This is a genomic window from Vibrio sp. SCSIO 43140, from assembly GCF_023716585.1.
GTDB classification, from domain to species: domain Bacteria; phylum Pseudomonadota; class Gammaproteobacteria; order Enterobacterales; family Vibrionaceae; genus Vibrio; species Vibrio maritimus_B.
Genome location: NZ_CP071850.1, coordinates 1,316,218 through 1,333,892, shown reverse-complemented (window position 1 = coordinate 1,333,892; position 17,675 = coordinate 1,316,218). Strand labels below are relative to the sequence as shown.

The 17,675-nt window shown below is 46.9% G+C and carries 18 protein-coding genes; 8 read left to right on the top strand and 10 right to left on the bottom strand.

Annotation, left to right across the window (positions count from 1 at the left end; all coding sequences use genetic code 11):
- Positions 1-100: 100 nt before the first annotated feature.
- A complete protein-coding gene (locus tag J4N45_RS06290) occupies positions 101-751 on the top strand; it encodes a glutathione S-transferase family protein (protein ID WP_252014148.1) in 651 nt (216 codons plus the stop codon).
- A gap of 80 nt (positions 752-831) precedes the next feature.
- Here the strand turns inward: J4N45_RS06290 and J4N45_RS06285 are convergent, their stop codons facing one another.
- The 3 genes from J4N45_RS06285 to J4N45_RS06275 form a co-directional block, all read right to left on the bottom strand.
- Positions 832-1,164 carry a hypothetical protein gene (locus J4N45_RS06285; protein WP_252014146.1) on the bottom strand — a complete coding sequence of 111 codons (333 nt, stop codon included), beginning with the start codon at positions 1,162-1,164 and terminating at the stop codon, positions 832-834.
- 9 nt (positions 1,165-1,173) lie between these two features.
- The gene (locus J4N45_RS06280; RefSeq protein ID WP_252014145.1) at positions 1,174-1,560 is read right to left on the bottom strand and encodes a hypothetical protein; all 387 of its coding nucleotides are present in this window, start codon (positions 1,558-1,560) and stop codon (positions 1,174-1,176) included.
- 243 nt (positions 1,561-1,803) lie between these two features.
- A complete protein-coding gene (locus J4N45_RS06275) occupies positions 1,804-2,019 on the bottom strand; it encodes a TIGR02450 family Trp-rich protein (protein WP_252014659.1) in 216 nt (71 codons plus the stop codon).
- Between the two features lie 197 nt (positions 2,020-2,216).
- Between J4N45_RS06275 and J4N45_RS06270 the strand changes: the two genes are divergently transcribed.
- Genes J4N45_RS06270 through J4N45_RS06245 form a run of 6 tightly spaced genes read left to right on the top strand, consistent with a single transcriptional unit; the run spans position 2,217 to position 8,089 of the window.
- Complete coding sequence (locus tag J4N45_RS06270) at positions 2,217-2,891, top strand: ABC transporter ATP-binding protein (protein WP_252014144.1); 675 nt, start codon at positions 2,217-2,219, stop codon at positions 2,889-2,891.
- A 31-nt stretch (positions 2,892-2,922) separates the two neighbouring features.
- Positions 2,923-4,161, top strand: coding sequence for an ABC transporter permease (locus J4N45_RS06265; protein WP_252014143.1), 1,239 nt, complete (start codon positions 2,923-2,925; stop codon positions 4,159-4,161).
- Positions 4,154-4,945: an outer membrane lipoprotein-sorting protein gene (locus tag J4N45_RS06260; RefSeq protein WP_252014141.1), complete on the top strand. Its 792-nt coding sequence runs from the start codon at positions 4,154-4,156 to the stop codon at positions 4,943-4,945. Before J4N45_RS06265 ends, J4N45_RS06260 begins: the two co-directional genes overlap by 8 nt.
- Positions 4,942-6,267, top strand: a complete 1,326-nt coding sequence (locus tag J4N45_RS06255) for a hypothetical protein (protein ID WP_252014139.1) — start codon at positions 4,942-4,944, stop codon at positions 6,265-6,267. The genes J4N45_RS06260 and J4N45_RS06255 overlap by 4 nt, the downstream gene beginning before the upstream one ends.
- Positions 6,268-7,311: a sensor histidine kinase gene (locus tag J4N45_RS06250; protein ID WP_252014138.1), complete on the top strand. Its 1,044-nt coding sequence runs from the start codon at positions 6,268-6,270 to the stop codon at positions 7,309-7,311.
- A gap of 10 nt (positions 7,312-7,321) precedes the next feature.
- Positions 7,322-8,089, top strand: coding sequence for a LytR/AlgR family response regulator transcription factor (locus J4N45_RS06245; RefSeq protein ID WP_252014137.1), 768 nt, complete (start codon positions 7,322-7,324; stop codon positions 8,087-8,089).
- 7 nt (positions 8,090-8,096) lie between these two features.
- Here J4N45_RS06245 and J4N45_RS06240 read toward each other — a convergent pair whose 3' ends face one another.
- Positions 8,097-8,981, bottom strand: coding sequence for a LysR family transcriptional regulator (locus J4N45_RS06240; protein ID WP_252014136.1), 885 nt, complete (start codon positions 8,979-8,981; stop codon positions 8,097-8,099).
- A 132-nt stretch (positions 8,982-9,113) separates the two neighbouring features.
- Between J4N45_RS06240 and J4N45_RS06235 the strand changes: the two genes are divergently transcribed.
- Positions 9,114-9,785, top strand: a complete 672-nt coding sequence (locus J4N45_RS06235) for a type 1 glutamine amidotransferase domain-containing protein (RefSeq protein ID WP_252014135.1) — start codon at positions 9,114-9,116, stop codon at positions 9,783-9,785.
- Positions 9,786-9,851: 66 nt separating this feature from the next.
- Here J4N45_RS06235 and J4N45_RS06230 read toward each other — a convergent pair whose 3' ends face one another.
- From J4N45_RS06230 to J4N45_RS06205, 6 genes are all read right to left on the bottom strand, one after another.
- Positions 9,852-10,796 (bottom strand): DUF3179 domain-containing protein, encoded by a 945-nt coding sequence (locus J4N45_RS06230; RefSeq protein ID WP_252014133.1) that lies wholly within the window; start codon positions 10,794-10,796, stop codon positions 9,852-9,854.
- A gap of 64 nt (positions 10,797-10,860) precedes the next feature.
- The gene (locus tag J4N45_RS06225; protein WP_234494035.1) at positions 10,861-11,310 is read right to left on the bottom strand and encodes a DUF1499 domain-containing protein; all 450 of its coding nucleotides are present in this window, start codon (positions 11,308-11,310) and stop codon (positions 10,861-10,863) included.
- Positions 11,311-11,444: 134 nt separating this feature from the next.
- The gene (locus tag J4N45_RS06220) at positions 11,445-12,005 is read right to left on the bottom strand and encodes a YceB family lipoprotein (RefSeq protein ID WP_252014132.1); all 561 of its coding nucleotides are present in this window, start codon (positions 12,003-12,005) and stop codon (positions 11,445-11,447) included.
- Between the two features lie 127 nt (positions 12,006-12,132).
- Positions 12,133-13,266, bottom strand: a complete 1,134-nt coding sequence (gene nspC, locus J4N45_RS06215; RefSeq protein WP_252014131.1) for a carboxynorspermidine decarboxylase — start codon at positions 13,264-13,266, stop codon at positions 12,133-12,135.
- A gap of 207 nt (positions 13,267-13,473) precedes the next feature.
- Entirely contained in the window at positions 13,474-14,718 is a 1,245-nt protein-coding gene (locus J4N45_RS06210; protein WP_252014129.1) for a carboxynorspermidine synthase, read from the bottom strand.
- A 19-nt stretch (positions 14,719-14,737) separates the two neighbouring features.
- On the bottom strand, positions 14,738-17,635 hold the full coding sequence (locus J4N45_RS06205; protein ID WP_252014127.1) for a pyridoxal phosphate-dependent class III aminotransferase: 2,898 nt from the start codon (positions 17,633-17,635) through the stop codon (positions 14,738-14,740).
- Positions 17,636-17,675 lie beyond the last annotated feature (40 nt).

The following is a 17,675-nucleotide window of genomic DNA, read 5'->3' as shown; positions in this document are numbered from 1 at the left end:
GCTACCTATCGATCCTTTGAATGATACCCATCAAAACTTTGCGTTAGTCCTCCATCAAACCATTGATTATGATAAAAATCAAACAAGCATAGGAGGCAAAATGAAACTGTATATTGGAAATCAAAACTACTCGAGCTGGTCACTCAGAACATGGCTTATTTTTGCCCAAAATAACCTCGACGTTGAAGTAGAGAAACTCACGCTCTTTACACCGGAGTTTTATCAAACGCTCTCAGAAATCACGCCAACAGCGAAGGTACCCACGCTCGTAGACTCAAACGTCACTACGTGGGATTCTCTGGCTATTCTGGAATATGTCAATGAGCAATATCTCGATGGCCGCTGCTGGCCTGAGTCACCTTCAGATAGAGCGAAGGCGCGTGCATTAGCGAGTGAGATGCATTCTGGGTTTATGGCACTTCGTAACGAACTTCCAATGAACTGCCGTGCACACCGTCACGTTGAGCTTAGCAAGTCAGCGCTTGCGGACATCCAAAGAGTCGATGCGATGTGGTCAGAACAAATGCACCTTTTCCCCGAACAATGGCTATTTGGAGAATGGTCTATCGCAGACGCCATGTACGCCCCCGTGGCACTTAGATTTAGAACCTACGGAATTAAGCTCAGTGAGCCTGCTCAACGCTATCAAGAGAAGGTGCTATCGAGTGCGGCGATCTTGAGGTGGCTAGCTGAAGCCAGTTCGGAAAGCGATATCGTCGCTGAAGATGAAGCAGGTGTCGACATAGATTAATTAAGAAGCCATATAGGAGTCGCGCTGCAATTAAACAGCAGCGACTTCTTTACATCTGAAACATAGTACTGATTTGGCTGCTAAGTTAACCAAACCATTAAACCACTCGCTAGCAGCAATAGAACTCCTGAAATCCCAACTGAAAACGAAAAGCTTATTTGATGCTGCCTGTCCTTTGTATCGGCTTCATAATTTACTAGATCTCGATGCGTACTTGTATGCGTTATATCGTAACTAATAAAATTAGCACCGTCGTAAGTGATATAAGCAATCACTATTGCAACAACACCGCAATAGGCAACATAATCCACCAATGTAATCATTGCTAGATAGGGTATTAACCACTTAGCCAAAGTCGCGATAACTAGAATAGATATCAAGGTACAGAGAACGCTGGTTACAAATGATTTCACTATTCTTCCTTAGGAGATAGCCTGCTTTACGGCGAGCGCCTGATTTTCAAATAGTTTTTTTGACTCGACTTTGCTTGATCCAACGACAGAAACCCATTGAAGCCCTGTTTCATCGATGTGTTCAAATTCGACTTGAAGCTCATATTTGTTAATCGTAAACATACTGAAAGCGACACCAATAACAAAAGCGATGGGCGCCATAATCATACCAAAGCCTTCTGGGCAAATAACCCAAACAATGCTCGAAAAAATCGCACCTATTAAGAAAAGCTTTAACGCGTGATCTTTAAGCGTGTTTAATTTTACTCTAGCGTTCTTAATTTTTGATAATGGGAACTCATCACGCTTGTATCTAAATGTCGTGCTACCTATTTCAAAATCATTCCTAGATATCATTTTATCTCCATTTAAGTAACAAAGGCATCATTAAGAATATGTAGAGCTAGAGTACTCACTCAGTTCTATTCCTGATCTTATAACCTTTAATAGTCATGCGTTCCGTCATATTACTCGTGACTGATCTAGCGCGTTATTTATATTTATTCCTTTGATTATGAAACTCAACCAATATTATTTAGTTGTGCGACCTAGGTACACTTTCCTCAACAAGTATCAAAAGAAGGGGTAGCCGATATTCGTTTACTTCCAGCCTTGTAACCACATTTCTTTATCTTTGAGCTCTCGCCAATCCATATCTAAAGCTCGCTTTGACATAATCGCCTCTAGCTGACAACCGATGACCACGCCCTCCTCATCACGATCCACATCCACCACAATGAAGTGCTTTTCTTTCTGTTTTGGGCTCACTGCGGTCCATTTGCTGTTCAGTAACTTATTGGGATTAAACTTGTTTATCTCTGAGTTCATAAGATTCGATACCAGTTGTTTGTCTCTTCCTATTCCACGCAACTGCCAGGGATTCGATCAGTGACTGAAACCCATTTATCACAGCGACTGACCATTTATCTCTGTTAATCACCGTTTATCGCATTGAGTCACACGGCTTATAAACAACACGTAAATTGAAGACAAACCTATCTCAAGGAGTCGACATGATTACGTTTAACCATCTCAGTAAAAGTTACCCATTAGGACAATCTTCAGTACAAGCACTCAAAGCGCTTTCTGGTGACATTCAAACGGGTGAGATTGTTGCACTTTGTGGACCTTCAGGCTCCGGGAAGAGCACCCTACTTAACATCCTTGGATTACTAGATACACATTACGACGGCGATATTCACTTTGCTGGAAACACCATTAGTAAATGTCCAAAGGCGCTGACACGATTTCGCCGAGAGAACATTGGCTTTGTGTTTCAACGATTCAATCTGATCCCCGTTATGTCAGCATTAGAGAACGTTACTTATCCGCTAATGCTCAACAAAGTGCCTTACTCAAAACGTATGGAGCAAGCTGAATATTGGCTTGAGCGTGTTGGGCTCAGTCATGTTAAACATCATCGTCCCGACCACCTTTCTGGCGGTCAACAACAACGAGTCGCTATTGCACGAGCCCTGATCCACAACCCACAACTCGTCATCGCCGATGAACCGACAGCAAGCTTAGACAGTGAGTCAGCAGCACAAATCGTCGATTTGATGAAGCAACTGAGCCACGAGCAAGGCACCACTTTTGTCGTAGCCACCCACGATGTTCGAATGTCGAGTCGCTGTGACAGAACGATCCACCTTGTCGATGGGACTTTGTCTTCCCATGCCATCAACTAAAACCAATATCACTCGTCAGTAAGGAAGCACCATGATTCAGTCTCAACTACAAGGTTTCAAAGCCGCCAGCTTGTATCTGGTCAGAAACAAACGTAGGACCCTACTTTCACTCATTATTGTGGCGATTGCTATTTTTGCGATTACGGCTGCAGCAGGGTTTGGGCTATTTACCTATCAAGCGCTAGAGCGTTCAACCGCGAATGACGTCGGACATATCACTATCAGCCAACCGGGTTACTTTGAGAAAGAAGAAGATATGCCACTGCAAAACGGCATCGATGATTACTTGAAGCTCAAACGCTTGCTAGAAGGCTCCATCGATAGCAAGGGCATACAGCCAAGAGTTTATTTTTCTGGCTTGATCTCAAACGGTCGCAAGTCTTCGATCTTCGTTGGCAATGGCGTCGAACCGAGCGAATTTGCTCTACGAAAGGATTTCATTGGCTTGCAGTCTGGCGGTACGTTATCAACCGAAAGCCAAGACGGCATCATGCTGGCAAACGAACTGGCTAACAATCTATCAGTGGACATTGGCGATTGGGTAACGCTACTTGCGACTACGAGTGACGGCGTCCTCAATGCCATGGACTTTGAAGTCGTAGGACTATACTCCACAGGCGTTCCAGAACTCGATAAAAGACAGATTCATATTCAACTATCGAGCGCTCAATCGTTACTGGCGTCGACGAAAGTAAGCGCAGTTTCCATTTATTTAGACAACACCCGTTTAACCGCACCAGCAATGCAAGCGGTATCAAATACGCTGAACGACACTACTGCATTTTCAGGATTACAACTCACGCCATGGTATGAACGCGCGTTCTTCTATCACAAGGTTCGCGGCTTATATAACAGCATCTTCGGCGTGCTTGGCATCGTACTCAGCCTTGTGGTCTTTGTAGCCCTGTTCAACACCATGTCAATGACAGTATCAGAGCGAACTCGCGAAATCGGTGCCTTGTCTGCTATGGGCAGTTATCCACGTGAAATCATCGCCATGTTCGTTCGCGAGTCTATCGTTATTGGCTTGGTAGGCAGCGTTTTTGGCGCCCTACTCGCCTGGGTCACCACGCAACTGCTAAAGGTTGCCGCTATTCAAATGCCACCACCACCAGGGCGCAGCGAAGGCTACCCATTAGAGCTGGTCTTTTCTCAAGATGTCGCGGTCAGCGCGGGTGTCGCCGTCATCATTATTTGTGTATTCGCTGCCTTTATTTCAGCCAGAAAAGGCACTAAACGACCTATTACGGAGGCACTGGCTTATGTTTAATTGGATTAAAAAACAACGCATTGTAGCCGCTTCGCTGTTACTGTTTTCATTCAGCGGCAATGCCGCTACCGATCAGAAAGCGCTTATTGACGCATCAACTTCTGCAGCCGAGATTCTGGTAATGGCAGATAAGTACCGACTTGAAGAAGAAGCCGCAAAAGTCGTGACGGTGGTCTCTCTCTTTCAGGACGGACAACTCGATAAAACGCGCCAATATGAAGTTTATTTACGCCCTAACCGCGAGTCACTGGTGTTATTTAAATCTCAGGTCGAGCAAGGTCAAAAGATGCTGATGTTAGGCGACAACTACTGGCTTGTGATGCCTAAAAGCCGACGTCCAATTCGCATCACTCCCATGCAGAAACTGCTTGGTGATGCCTCGGTAGGCGACGTATCTACGCTGACTTGGAGTCAGGACTATACTGGGGCCATTGTCTCGGATAGCAAACCTGGCGACATCGCAGACGTCCCGACGCTGCACCTATCACTCACCGCAAAAACGGCAGGCGCAAGTTACCAGTCGATAGACCTATGGGTCGAGAAAGAGAGCGGGTTTCCAGTTCGTGCGGACCTTTACCTTACCTCAGGCAAGCTTGCCAAAAAAGCCGTATTCGAATCTGGTGAACGACAAGGTAGCCGACGAGTCGTCACCATGACACTTCTCGATCAAATCCAAGAGAACAAAAAAACCGTCATCAACTATCAGGATGTCGCGCCTTATGAGTTGGCGGATAAATACTACAACCCAGCTTATCTATCAAAGAATAAGCGAGTAGAACAATGAGAACTTCCAGCGTTCCACTTTTCACAATCAAACCGTCGTTTTTGTGTTGTGGCTGGTTAAAGACGACACTTGTAAGTGGCGCGCTGGTGTTATCTTTGCAATGCCAAGCAAGCTCAAACTCGATATGGGATGATTTAGCTGTAGAGACCGACTATCAAGTTAATCTGCAGTCCATAGGTTCAGGTGACAGCGTGTTTGTCCCAAACAATGGTGATTCAGTTCGTGAGCAAATCAACGCGCTACTTGATATCAGCGCGCACTATAAGTCCATCAGCGGCAATGTCGCACTGCTTGGCACTTCTCTCTATGACAACGGACAAGCCCCCCAACGTGAGGTTGAAGCTGTCATAACGTCCCTTACTTACGAAACCAGTGTGACACTAGGAGGCACAGACTGGGATCTCTTGCTCGGCAAAGCAAGACTTGATTGGGGAGTCGGCTATGGCTACCGCGTATGGGACATTTTCACCCCGTATCGACGAAACCCCGTTGGCATTCAAGTGGAGGAAGGAGCCGGCACCGCTGCGCTTTCACACTACGGCGTGGAATCGGAGTGGACCTTGATTGCCACTGACTCTAGTTGGACGCAACTCGACACGACAGAGTATGGTAAAGCCAATCAGCAGCAAGGGATTGGTGGTAAGTACTACCGTTTGATGGGTGACCTAGAGGCACAGGTTATCGCTTACTATGACAATGTTCGGGAAGGGCTTGTAGGTGGCAGCCTAGTTAATGTGTTCAACAATGCTTGGTCAGGCCACAGTTCTCTATCCTATTCGCGCTCCTATCAGGGCTACGGTTTTGAGCCTGGACGCCCTGCGCAGCTCCGTAAACAAAGTCATGCAACACAGTTTTTGGTGGGAGGCACTTGGTCTCACGCTTCGGGTATCAGCGTTATTGGGGAATACTGGTATGACTCACGCGCTTGGCATAAGGACCAATGGCAGAAGGCGCATGAATACGCGAAACAGAATCCAAGTCCAATTTCTGCGTCTTATGCTCTTGGCTACACTCAGCAAAATATGGTCCAACACAACATCATGCTGCATAGTCGCTTGGATCCTCTTTTCTGGACTCAGTGGGAGTGGAGTAAAGACAGTCGCGTACTACAAAACATGAAACCCCGCCTCGACCTTCTCATTGCGCCAGAGGATGGCGGCGTTATTGCCACACAATGGATCGATTTCGAGCTGATCGATACTGGTAACAGTAACCTCAATCTAGAGTTTGCAGCGCGATTCGTGACTGGCGCGTCAAACTCGGTGTATGCAAACCTACCTGATACCTATAACATATTGATTAATCTAAAAGGACGCTTCTAAATGATGATTCCAATATCAGAGAACAGCTGGGCTCGCTCACTATTCATTACGACTCTGTTTTGTGCAGGTATCGCTGTTATCACCGCATCGATCTGGGTAGCCCCCTACTTCGAGAACTTAATGATAAGCCTTGGCTATGGCTACAGTGCAGTGCTCATGTCTTGGCTTATCGAGCGTTTCGTTCCGCAACTGAAAGATAAACGAACCATCTCTCTGGCAATCTCGCTCCTTTTAGCAGTCACGCTCGGCACCGCTCATGCCTACCTGTGGGTAAGCAAATACCCTGGATTCGATGTTTGGCAGGGCATTAAACCCATCTTACTGCTTGGCGTCATTTTTACGGCTGTCTGTTTCTACTTCTTCTACATGCAAGAGCAAAAAAATAATCTTCAACAAGCTCTCGAACAGTCAAAACGAGAAAAAGTCGAACAAGAAAAAACGCTGATTGAGTCGGAACTGAAACAACTACAAAGCCAGATAGAGCCACATTTTTTGTTCAATACACTCGCCAATGTCAGTGCCTTGGTGGATCAGGATCCAGCACAAGCGAAACATATGCTGGACAAGCTGACGCAGCTACTCCGAGCATCGATGGCCCGCCATCGAGTCAATCAAGTTTCGGTAAAATCTGAAGTCGACTTAATTGACGCCTATTTATCGATACAGAAAATCCGTTTGGGTTCTCGACTGGATTTTGAGTTCATTATCGCGGATGCGGTGAAGCAACAACTTATCCCGCCCTACCTATTGCAATCATTAGTCGAAAACGCCATTAAACATGGTATTGAGCCCAGCATTGACGGTGGTACAGTGACGATACGAGCACGCTCTGATGCGCAGCAATGTATCCTAGAGGTGATTGATAACGGATTAGGTCTCTCGTTGGACAACACCGCCAGCACAGGTCATGGGATTGGGATTCAGAACGCCAAATCGCGACTCAGTGCTTTATATCAAGACAGAGCATCACTGAATATCAGTGAAAACCAAACCGGCGGCGTTACCGCAAGAATCAAATTACCATTAGAGCAACCAACACCATAGCGGAGGCGACATGAAAGCACTTATCGCAGATGATGAACCCCTATTACGATTTCACCTAGACAAGATGTTGGCAGATGTGTGGCCAGAACTTGAGGTAGTGGCTCGATGTGAAAATGGCGAACAAGCCCTTGCCGAGCTTGAGAACGCGTCGATAGATATCGCATTTCTTGATATTCAAATGCCAGGGAAGTCAGGAATAGAGGTAGCGCAGATAATCGCTAAATCTCATCAAGATTCTTCGACGCCAGCGCCTTTGGTCATTTTCATTACCGCATTTGATCACTATGCAGTGAGTGCGTTCGAAGCCAACGCAATCGACTACCTATTAAAGCCTCTGCAAGAGGACCGCCTCATAGATGCGTGCAACAAAGCTAAATCACGCCTCAAAGTGAGTGATGGAGGTCCTGACTTAAACGCGATTGTCGCCAATCTAGAAAAGCTTTCGATCAACACAACCCCGCAGTTTGCGAAATGGCTAAAGGGTAGCAAGCAAGACGAGATCCACCTTATCTCTGTTGATGATATTGCCTTCCTCAGGGCAGAAGACAAATACGTTACCCTTGTCACCGCCGACAATCGAGAATACGTGCTACGAAGTACCATCAAAGAACTGGCTACCCAGCTCGACCCAGATAGTTTCTGGCAGATCCATCGCTCAACCATGATTAATCTACACAAACTCGAAAAAGTGAAAAAAGACCTCACGGGCAAAATGAATGCCTATATTGCCGGGCACAAACTTCCTGTCAGCCGCGCGTTGCAGCACTTGTTTAAGTAGCTTTAGCCTACTCTTGCCAATCCGAGAAGTGTTTAACTAAATAGTCTATCGCCATTCGCGCCCTTACCGGCAAGAAGCGGCGATTTTGATACACAATCCAACTACTCGATCCTTTACCCCAAAATGGTTCGAGAACTGGCTTTAATCTCCCCAATGCGAGTTTGTTTCCAAAGCTACTACGAGGCAAGTAAGCGATCCCTAAGCCTTCTTCACATGCCTGAAGAATCGCGTTGGAGTTATTGCTTCTCCAACGACCGCTGACCCGAGTAGCACTCATCGGCTTGCCCTCTTTTTCGAACTGCCAGTGGTCATTGTTGGCGATGATACAACTGTGCTGTGCAAGATGATTCGGGTGAGTCGGTTCTCCAAATTGATCTAAATACCTTTGACTTGCAGCTGCCGCCATCGGTCTATCCACCAGTTTTCTGGCGACTAAGCCTGAATCACTCAGGCGACCATAGCGAATAGCAAAGTCGACCCCATCTTCAATGAAATTGACCATCCGAGTATTAAAATCCATCTCGACAGAAAGATCAGGATACTGCTTAGCAAACGTCATCAAAGCGGGGGCAACATAGTTCTCTGCAAATGCACCTGCCGCACTTACACGCAAGGTACCGCTCAGCTCAATCTGCTGAGATGAGAGTCGCTCATTCGCTTGCTGCAAACCAATGACCAGTTCTTTACACTGCTGGTAATAGACCTGCCCAGCGTCAGTCAGGCTGACCATTCGTGTAGAGCGAGCAAGCAGTGCTACCCCTACTCGCTCCTCTAATCTTGAAACCTGGCGGCTCACATGGCTGGTGCTGCAACCAAGCAGCTTGGCCGCCGCGGAGAAACCGTGACTCTCTGCAACAGCAACAAACTCGTTAATCCCTTCAAAGCTCTCCATTACCACTCCAAACGCTATTATTTTTGCTAAATAGCAATAATGTTTTTCTATTCTAGATTATTATCACTCATTTGATTTGCAATTAATATCAATACGTACAAACAAGAACCCGTCAGCTCAAAGGAACTAATTATGAAAAAAGTACTCATCCCAGTGACCAACCACGCCACTCTCGGTGACACTGACCAAGCAAACGGCACCTATGCCCCTGAGCTTACTCACGCTCTAAGTGAAATTCTCGCGGCAGGTTTCGAGTACGATATTGCTTCTATTCAAGGGGGCAAAGCGCCGCTTTATGGAACAGATATTGAGGGTGATACCGTCAATGCCGAGCTTCTGGCGAATGATGACTTTCAAAACCGTATTAACAACACCATCCCTGTGTCTCAGGTGAACGGCGAAGAGTACGATGCTATCTTCTACCCCGGTGGCTTTGGCTTGCTGTCAGATCTAGCAACCGATGAGTCGTTCGCAGTAATTGCTGCAAAGCACTATGAAAATGGTGGCCTCATCGCGGCAGTCTGTCACGGACCAGGGGCACTACTGCCAATTACACTAAGCTCAGGGGAAAAGCTTCTCGCTTCAAAATCGGTCACAGGGTTCACGCGAGAGGAAGAAATCGACTTTGGCACTATCGACGCGATTCCTTTTTTACTAGAAGAGTCATTAGCTCGCACAGCCAGTCGTTATAACAAGGTGCAGCCATGGCAAGAACTGGTCATCGTAGATGAGCGCGTGATTACAGGTCAAAACCCAACGAGCGCACACGGTGTTGGTAAAGCACTGGTTGAAAGCCTTAGCTAATCCTAGAAACTAGGCTCGCAATCATGTCTAAAAGCCCTAAGTAGCCTAACTTAGGGCCTATTTCTATCACCCGCTAAACACTTGGGTGTCGGGATAAAACGCATACCAAGCAAACCAAAACAGCAAGGTCGAAGCCAATGTCTGACCGTCTTCATCGGTGACCCATGCTGATTGATTTTCACTATCCCAGTGAATCTGGTATGAGGCGTTATCAAATGAATAATCAAACTGCGCCTTACCTTGCTTCTCGAGCTCACTAAATGGAAAGGCAATAGCATTGCCATCGACCAATAGTCCTAATACCATCTCTTTTTGGTGGTACTCGCTTGGTGCTTGATTTGCCACAGGAAAATAGACATTGGGGTGTTCTCCATAGCCAGCATAAGGATCGCGATTATAATCACGTCGATACCCAGTGTCTGTCGAGAGCACTTGGGTATCTGGGTACCTTTGAAGCCAGTTAGACCAACGTGATAATGTCATTGGGATCTGTTTGAGCTTACTGCCAACCTGCGGCCCCGCCACGGCTTCACCATGGATTTGCGACCACAGCGATTCGGTCTGTCTGTCGTACATCAACACATCTGAGCTATACAGAAGCCCTGAGACACCAAACTCCAGCTCTCTTTGACCATCACCCTCTGGTTGGCTTTCAAACGCCATGCCGCTACCACAAAGTGGACAATAGCTCACAACGACCCGCTCACCTCCAACGGTATCATTAACGATTTCGTGCCAATTCAAAATGCTCAATGGATAAGCTTTCGCTTCACCGTTGATCACCAAACCAAGTACGATATCTCTTGGTTTCACACTCTGAGCTTTACGCCCTGATTCAAATTTTGGGTCGGTAAGTGCTGGGATACCGTCTCTAGGCGGACCGCCACTTTGGACCAAGTTCAACGGCACGGTTGCATTATCTAGGCTAAATCCATTAAGTGTTTTGGCAACGACTAACGAAGGAGTAAATAGAACTAAGGAAAGGGAAAATAGGGTAAGAATAGAACGCATGTTGCTCTCCTCATAGCAGCCACTTATCAGACAGACCGCTAATGAGGAGAATCGCTTTCAGAGATTAGCCATTTGTTTGTTGAAACGCTTGAACAAACTCGTCATAGCGTGCGCGGTTAACGCCTGCATCACTGTATCCGGTACGAGATTGAGAACGATAATGCATCACACCATTGTCCGCATCGAAATAGAGCTCTACGTCGTCATGAAAACGCATCAGAGGTGTTGTAAAAACCGCATGAACGTAATCGCCGCTATCCGTTACCACCTCGTTGCGTCCCAACGTTTCTAGCGCTGCCAATGCGCGCGCTTTTGCCGTCGCGAGATCATCAAAGGCAATCGGTTGAACCTGTTTTTCTGGGATTTTAGTCTGCGATGAGACGGCATTAGGTGTGGAAGGCATGCGCGCCAACTGTCCACCATCCACGCCCAAATACGACGGCATACTATTGTTTTTGTAAAACATGTAACCGATGAGAACCAGGGCTAATGTAGTGATAATTTTGCTAATCATGAACCGTCCTTTTACTGTTGGCTGCGAGAGTTGTCTCTCTATTTTTCCAATTGAATGAATAGATTACACACTATAGTCGATTCTGGTCAAACCAGATCACTTCGTCCTACAAAATCGCTGCCTGAGTCAAAATCCTAGTCAAAGAAATCAATAACCAGCTTGTTGTTCTCAACCGTCACTTTAGGATTCGACGATTTAAGCAGCGACTGCTTCACCGTGGTTTCATCAAGCTGGTACACCGGATAACTCGATACTGCATTACCAATCAAAGATACTGCAGGCTTAATAAGCTGCCTTATTTCTGGCGTCAGTATTGAACCATCCTCATCGAGCCGCTCTAGACGGAGTGACTTTAGAAACACTTCACCCGTCTCTTTTTTATACTCTGGGATGGCGCTAAACTCGATGTCTAAATCCAAATTCATATCTGGTTGTCTCATCATTTGGAGCTCCGCAGTGGTGTTGGCGTACACCGCAACTCTGTCTTTGTCAGCACGGCCAATATTCACTTTTAAGTCGTCGACAGAAATTTTGGCGTAAAGGACATCTTCAATACCGACTGCCTGATCAAGCTTTAGGTTTTGATTAAGATAATCCGTCATCTCTTGCTCAGTAACGCTGTAACTCACACACCCAGATAGACTAAGCAAGAGAACAAACAGCCCGAAAAACTTGGCAGAGAACAATGTATTCATCAGAAAAGGCTCCTAGAAAAGAGTGAAGCGCATACCGCATATCTTGTTAAAAGATAGGGGCTTATAAAAAAACAGGCAAGCACTAAGTGCCTGCCTGTTATTTTCAATATTCATGTTCTGCGACGAGCTAACTAACTGACCACTGAGACAGTGAGCGCTTAAAGTCCTCATAGCCAAACTCGTTGAGTTTCTCGATGTTGCCCGATGAACGTTCGCAATAAATTGATGGCATTTTCAATCCGTTGAACCAGTTCAACTTCACCATGGTATAGCCTGCGCTATCCATAATATGTAGCTGCTGACCTACTTTTAGCGGCTCGTCGAAGTTAGCCACACAGAACTGGTCGCCAGCGAGGCAAGAGCAAGATCCAATCACGTATTCATACTCACCTTCTGAGTTAGCTTCCAGAATGGATGCTGGCTCATCGTAGATCAGCGTATCCAAGCGGTGGGCTTCAGTCGCTGAGTTAACAATCGCCGTCTTCTTCTCATTCTCGACAATATCCACCACGGTCACCACAAGATCTGTGGTTTTCGTGATGATGGCTTCACCCGGCTCCAGATACATCTGGACACCGTGTTTTTCAGAGAAGGCTTTTAGAGCAGCACCAAGCTTATCAATATCGTAGCCAGGCCAAGTGAAGAATACACCGCCACCCATGCTCACCCAATCAAGCTTGTCGAGGTGCTCGCCAAACTGCTCAGAAATCGCATCCAGTAAACCAATAAATGCATCCACATCCTTGTTTTCACAGTTCATGTGGAACATAACGCCATCGATACTATCAAACACCGCTGGTTCGATATGGTCAGCTTGCACACCAAGACGAGAGTACTTACGCGCTGGGTTTGCTAGATCTTGCCCTGCGTAGCTCACGCCTGGGTTAAGTCTAAGACCCAAAGATGCCTTACCCTCAACAATATGGCGGTAAGCCGCTAACTGAGACTGAGAGTTAAAAATCATCTTGTCACAGATATCCGCCACTTCGCGCACATCGTCTTCGGTGTAACCCACACTGTAAGCGTGCGTCTCTCCACCAAAGGTTTCATGACCAAGCTTTACCTCGAATGGACCACTACTGGTTGAGCCATCGAGATACGGTTTTATGATGTCGAAAACACCCCAAGTTGAGAAACACTTCAATGCGAGAACCAGCTTAACACCTGAGATCTCTTTGAGGTGTTTGGCCTTCTCTAGGTTTTCGATCAGCTTAGATTCGTTGATCATGAAGTATGGGGTTTTGAGTTGAGATTTGTTCATGGTTTGCGTTCCGGGTGATGATTGGGGATTTTAGCAGGTTTTGGGGATTGGTGGATTTACCCCTCCTAGCCTCCCCTTATAAAGGGGAGGAACAGACGGCTCGCTATCGTATTGCCTGCTCTAAAGCTATGCGATGCGACGATAGGAGCTAGCCTGTTGTTCTCCCCCTTAATAAGGGGGAGCTAGAGGGGGTAAGCTCTTAAGCCCCTACTTCAAAACCTGAATATCCGGCCCACCGACTTCCAGCTCTTGAACATGCCAATCCAAACCAATCTCTGGCATTGTCTCCAAGAACGGATCTGGGTCTAGCTGTTCCATGTTGAACACGCCAGCCTCTGCCCATTTACCGCGGAAGTACTGAAGTGCCGCAGTAATAGCCGGTACACCTGTAGTGTAAGAGATCGCTTGGTGCTCAACATCTTCGTAAGCGACTTCGTGGTCAGCGTTGTTGTAGATGAAGACTGAACGCTCTTTACCGTCTTTCTTACCTTGAACCCAAGTACCGATACACGTTTTACCTGTATAGCCCGGAGCTAGAGAGGTTGGATCTGGTAGCAGTGCTTTAAGCACGTGTAGTGGTTGTACAACCGTTCCGTCGTGCAGAGTTAGCGGGTCTGGGCTCAGTAGACCAATATCGCGCATGCAGTTGAAGTAGTTCAGGTAAGTGTCACCGAAGCCCATCCAGAATTCGATACGTTTTGCAGGAATGAATTCTTGCATTGAACGAACTTCATCGTGCGCCATAGAGTAAACCTTGTGCTTACCTACTAGCGGGAAGTCGAACTCAAGCATACGTGAATGACATTCCACTTGCTTCCACTCGCCATTTTCCCAGTAGAAAGAATCGCCTTGGATTTCAAGCATGTTGGTTTCTGGGTCGAAGTTCGTCGCGAACTTCTTACCGTGGTCACCTGCATTTACGTCCATAACATCGATGGTATCTATCTCATCGAACAAATGCTTCACTGCGTAAGCAGCAAACACACTTACTACGCCTGGATCAAAGCCAGCACCTAGGATGCCGGTGATACCCGCTTCTTTAAACTTGTCGCGGAAACCCCATTGCCAGTCGTATGCTTGCGGTACTTGCTGACCTTCAGAGCATAGGTCAACAGCGACCGATGTATCTAGGTAAGACACCTTCGCTTGTAGGCACGCTTCCATGATAGTGATGTTCACCCACGGAGGACCCGCGTTGATCACAAGATCAGGTTTTACTTCGTTGATCAAAGCTACTAGCGCTTCAACATCGTCCGCATTAACGGCACGAGCTTCTAGTTTTTTACTTGGATCTTTAAGGTTGTTTTTGCCCTTGATTGACTCAATGATTTTTTCGCATTTTGCTACTGTGCGTGAAGCGATTGTGATATCACCAAGTACATCGTTGTTTTGAGCCGCTTTGTGTGCGACTACCCAACCAACACCACCAGCACCAATCTGTAGAATTGCCATTTTTTTGTTCCTTTTTCTCTTAGTGAGAGTTAGTTAGCTCAAGGGCTAATTGATGAATATTGTCTAGAAGCGTTTCGAAATCTGATAGCTTCAAGCAAGGGTTCAAGATAGTAAATTTCAGTGCCGAGTGGCCGTTTACTACCGTCTCCCCAAGTACCGCAACGCCGCGAGTCAGCGCTTCGATACGAATTGTTTTGTTAAGCTGCTCTAGGTCATCAGCATCACTGTTTACCGCTCTGAATAGAACCGTTGATAGCGACGGCTCTGCCAATAGCTCAAACTGCGGATGTGCTTTAACAAGCTTAGCCACTTGCTGAGTTTGATCCATCAGATGATCGTACATGTCACCTAGTGCGTCTGGACCAACGTTTTGCATGGTCATGAAGACCTTCAACGCATCAAAACGCTTAGTCGTCGCGATGGATTTATCGACCAAGTTCGGCAGTTCGTCATGTTCACGATTTAAGTAATCAGCGTGGTGAAGCAGATACTTGAAGTTAGCTCGATCTTTAAGAAGCAGTGAGCCGCAGCTGATTGTTTGGTAGAACAGCTTGTGGAAATCGACACTCACAGAATCGGCTTTTTCGATCCCTTGGAGCTTGTCTTTATGACTACTTAGAATCAGCGCGCCACCATAAGCACTATCAACGTGGAACCAAAGACCGAACTGGGAAGAGATATCCGCAAGTGTTGCTAAGTCATCGATCGCACCATGATCAGTGGTACCCGCAGTGCCAACTAGTGCGAACGGAATTAACCCTTGTTCTTTGAGTGCTGTGATGTCAGCAAGCAAAGCATCCGTTTTTATCGTGCCATTCTCATGAGTCGCCACACAGTGCACGGTTTTTTCACCAAGACCAAGAAGTGACGCTGACTTCTGAACGGTAAAGTGAGACTTGTCTGAGCAAACGATACGCAGTTTATCGGCGTAGCTTGGCAACCCTAGTTTTTGGATTGAATGACCGTCTGTGACATCAGCAATGCGGTCGCGAGCCAGTAGCAAACCCATTAAGTTACTTTGTGTACCGCCACTGGTGAAAATGCCGTCCGCATCTTCGCCAAGCTCGTAGCGCTCACATAGCCAATCTAGAACCTTTTGCTCTACATAGGTCGCTGCTGATGCTTGATCCCAAGAGTCCATCGACTGGTTTAGCGCTGCAATCATCGCCTCTGCTGCCACTGCTGGCATCAAAGGAGGTGTATGCAGGTGCGCAATACAATCAGGGTGCTGAGTGAAGATAGAATGCTCAGCAACCAGCCCAGCCGTTTCATCAACGACGCTTTTCAGGTTGCTGTTTTGACTATCAAGATTCACGTTATTGATAAGTGTTTCGAGCGTTTTCGGATCCAAACCAGAATAGGGTTTGCTCACTTTTTCAAACACTTCTTTCATAGCTTGAGTCGTGTGATTCATCACCTGAGCAAACTCAGTTGCCCCTTGTTCACCGGTGTGAATGAAGTGCTTGCGCCAGCTAGATTCCTTCGCTTGCTGCTCAGTTTTCTCGCCGCCGCCTGCAACAATGATCGCCTCTTCGATAGTGCGTAGGGCAAAGTCAATCTGCTCAAAGCTGATGATAAGAGGTGGCAAGAAGCGAATAACAGAGCCGTCACGCCCCCCCTTTTCAACCATCAAACCGCGCTCCAGCGCTGCACGTTGAATCGCGAGCGTTAGTTCACCATCAGCGACAGGCTCACCAAACTTATTGTGCTCACCGGTTGGTTTAATGATCTCAACGCCAAGCATCAGACCTTTACCACGAACTTCGGCAATGCAATTCACGCGATCTTTAATTTTGTTTAGACCCAATCGCAGATATTCGCCGGCAATGCTAGCGTGCTCAACGAGGTTATCTCGCTCGATGATCTCAAGTGCTTTTGCACCCGATACCATGGCTAATTGGTTACCGCGGAATGTGCCCGTATGTTCGCCAGCATTCCATGTATCGACCTTTTTGTTGAATACAAGGATCGACATTGGCAAACCACCGCCAATCGCTTTAGAAAGACAAAGAATATCTGGGCTGATACCGGCTTCTTCGAAGGCAAATCGGTAACCCGTTTTACCCACACCGCACTGAATCTCATCAAGAATCAGTAGAATCTCATGCTCATCACAAATCCTACGCAACTCTTTGAGCCAAAACGCTGGAGCCGGAATCACACCGCCCTCACCTTGCACTGGCTCAACGATGATCGCTGCTGGTTTCATGATGCCTGCTTCATCGTCATTAAGAAGTCGCTCAATGTAACGAATACTCTGCTTGGCACCCGCATCGCCACCCAGTCCAAATGGACAGCGTAAGCTATACGGGAACGGCATAAAGTGCACATCTGACATGAGACCGGTACGACGCGCTTTGGTGCCAAGGTTACCCATCATGCCCATGGTGCCATTCGTCATGCCGTGATACGCACCGCGGAATGCAAACATGGTGTTGCGGCCCGTGGTTTGCTTCGCCAGTTTAATGGCAGCTTCTACTGCATCGGCACCTGAAGGACCACAGAACTGAATCACAGATTCAGTCGCGAACTGTTCAGGCAAAAAGGCTTTAACGCGTTTGATAAAGCGATCTTTCGCTTCTGTCGTGATATCTAGCGTTTGATACGGTAGACCGGAATCTAGCTGCTCTTTGATTGCTTGGTTAATCTCTGGATGGTTGTAACCCATCGCCAAGGTACCTGCACCAGCAAGGCAGTCTAAGAAAATTTGACCGCGAGTATCTTCCACTAACGCTCCATAGGCTCGTTTAATGGCAATCGGAAGACGACGCGGGTACGAACGTACTTCTGACTCATGCTCGGCTTGGTCTAGTAATACTTGATCTGGGGTCAGATCGTAGGTGCCTCCGACGTGTGGAACTTGGACCGAAATCGAAGACGCGAATTCTTTTGAATCAAATTCGAATGCTGTACTCATTTATTTGTAACCTGATTTTACGCGCACAGTATTGACTGTT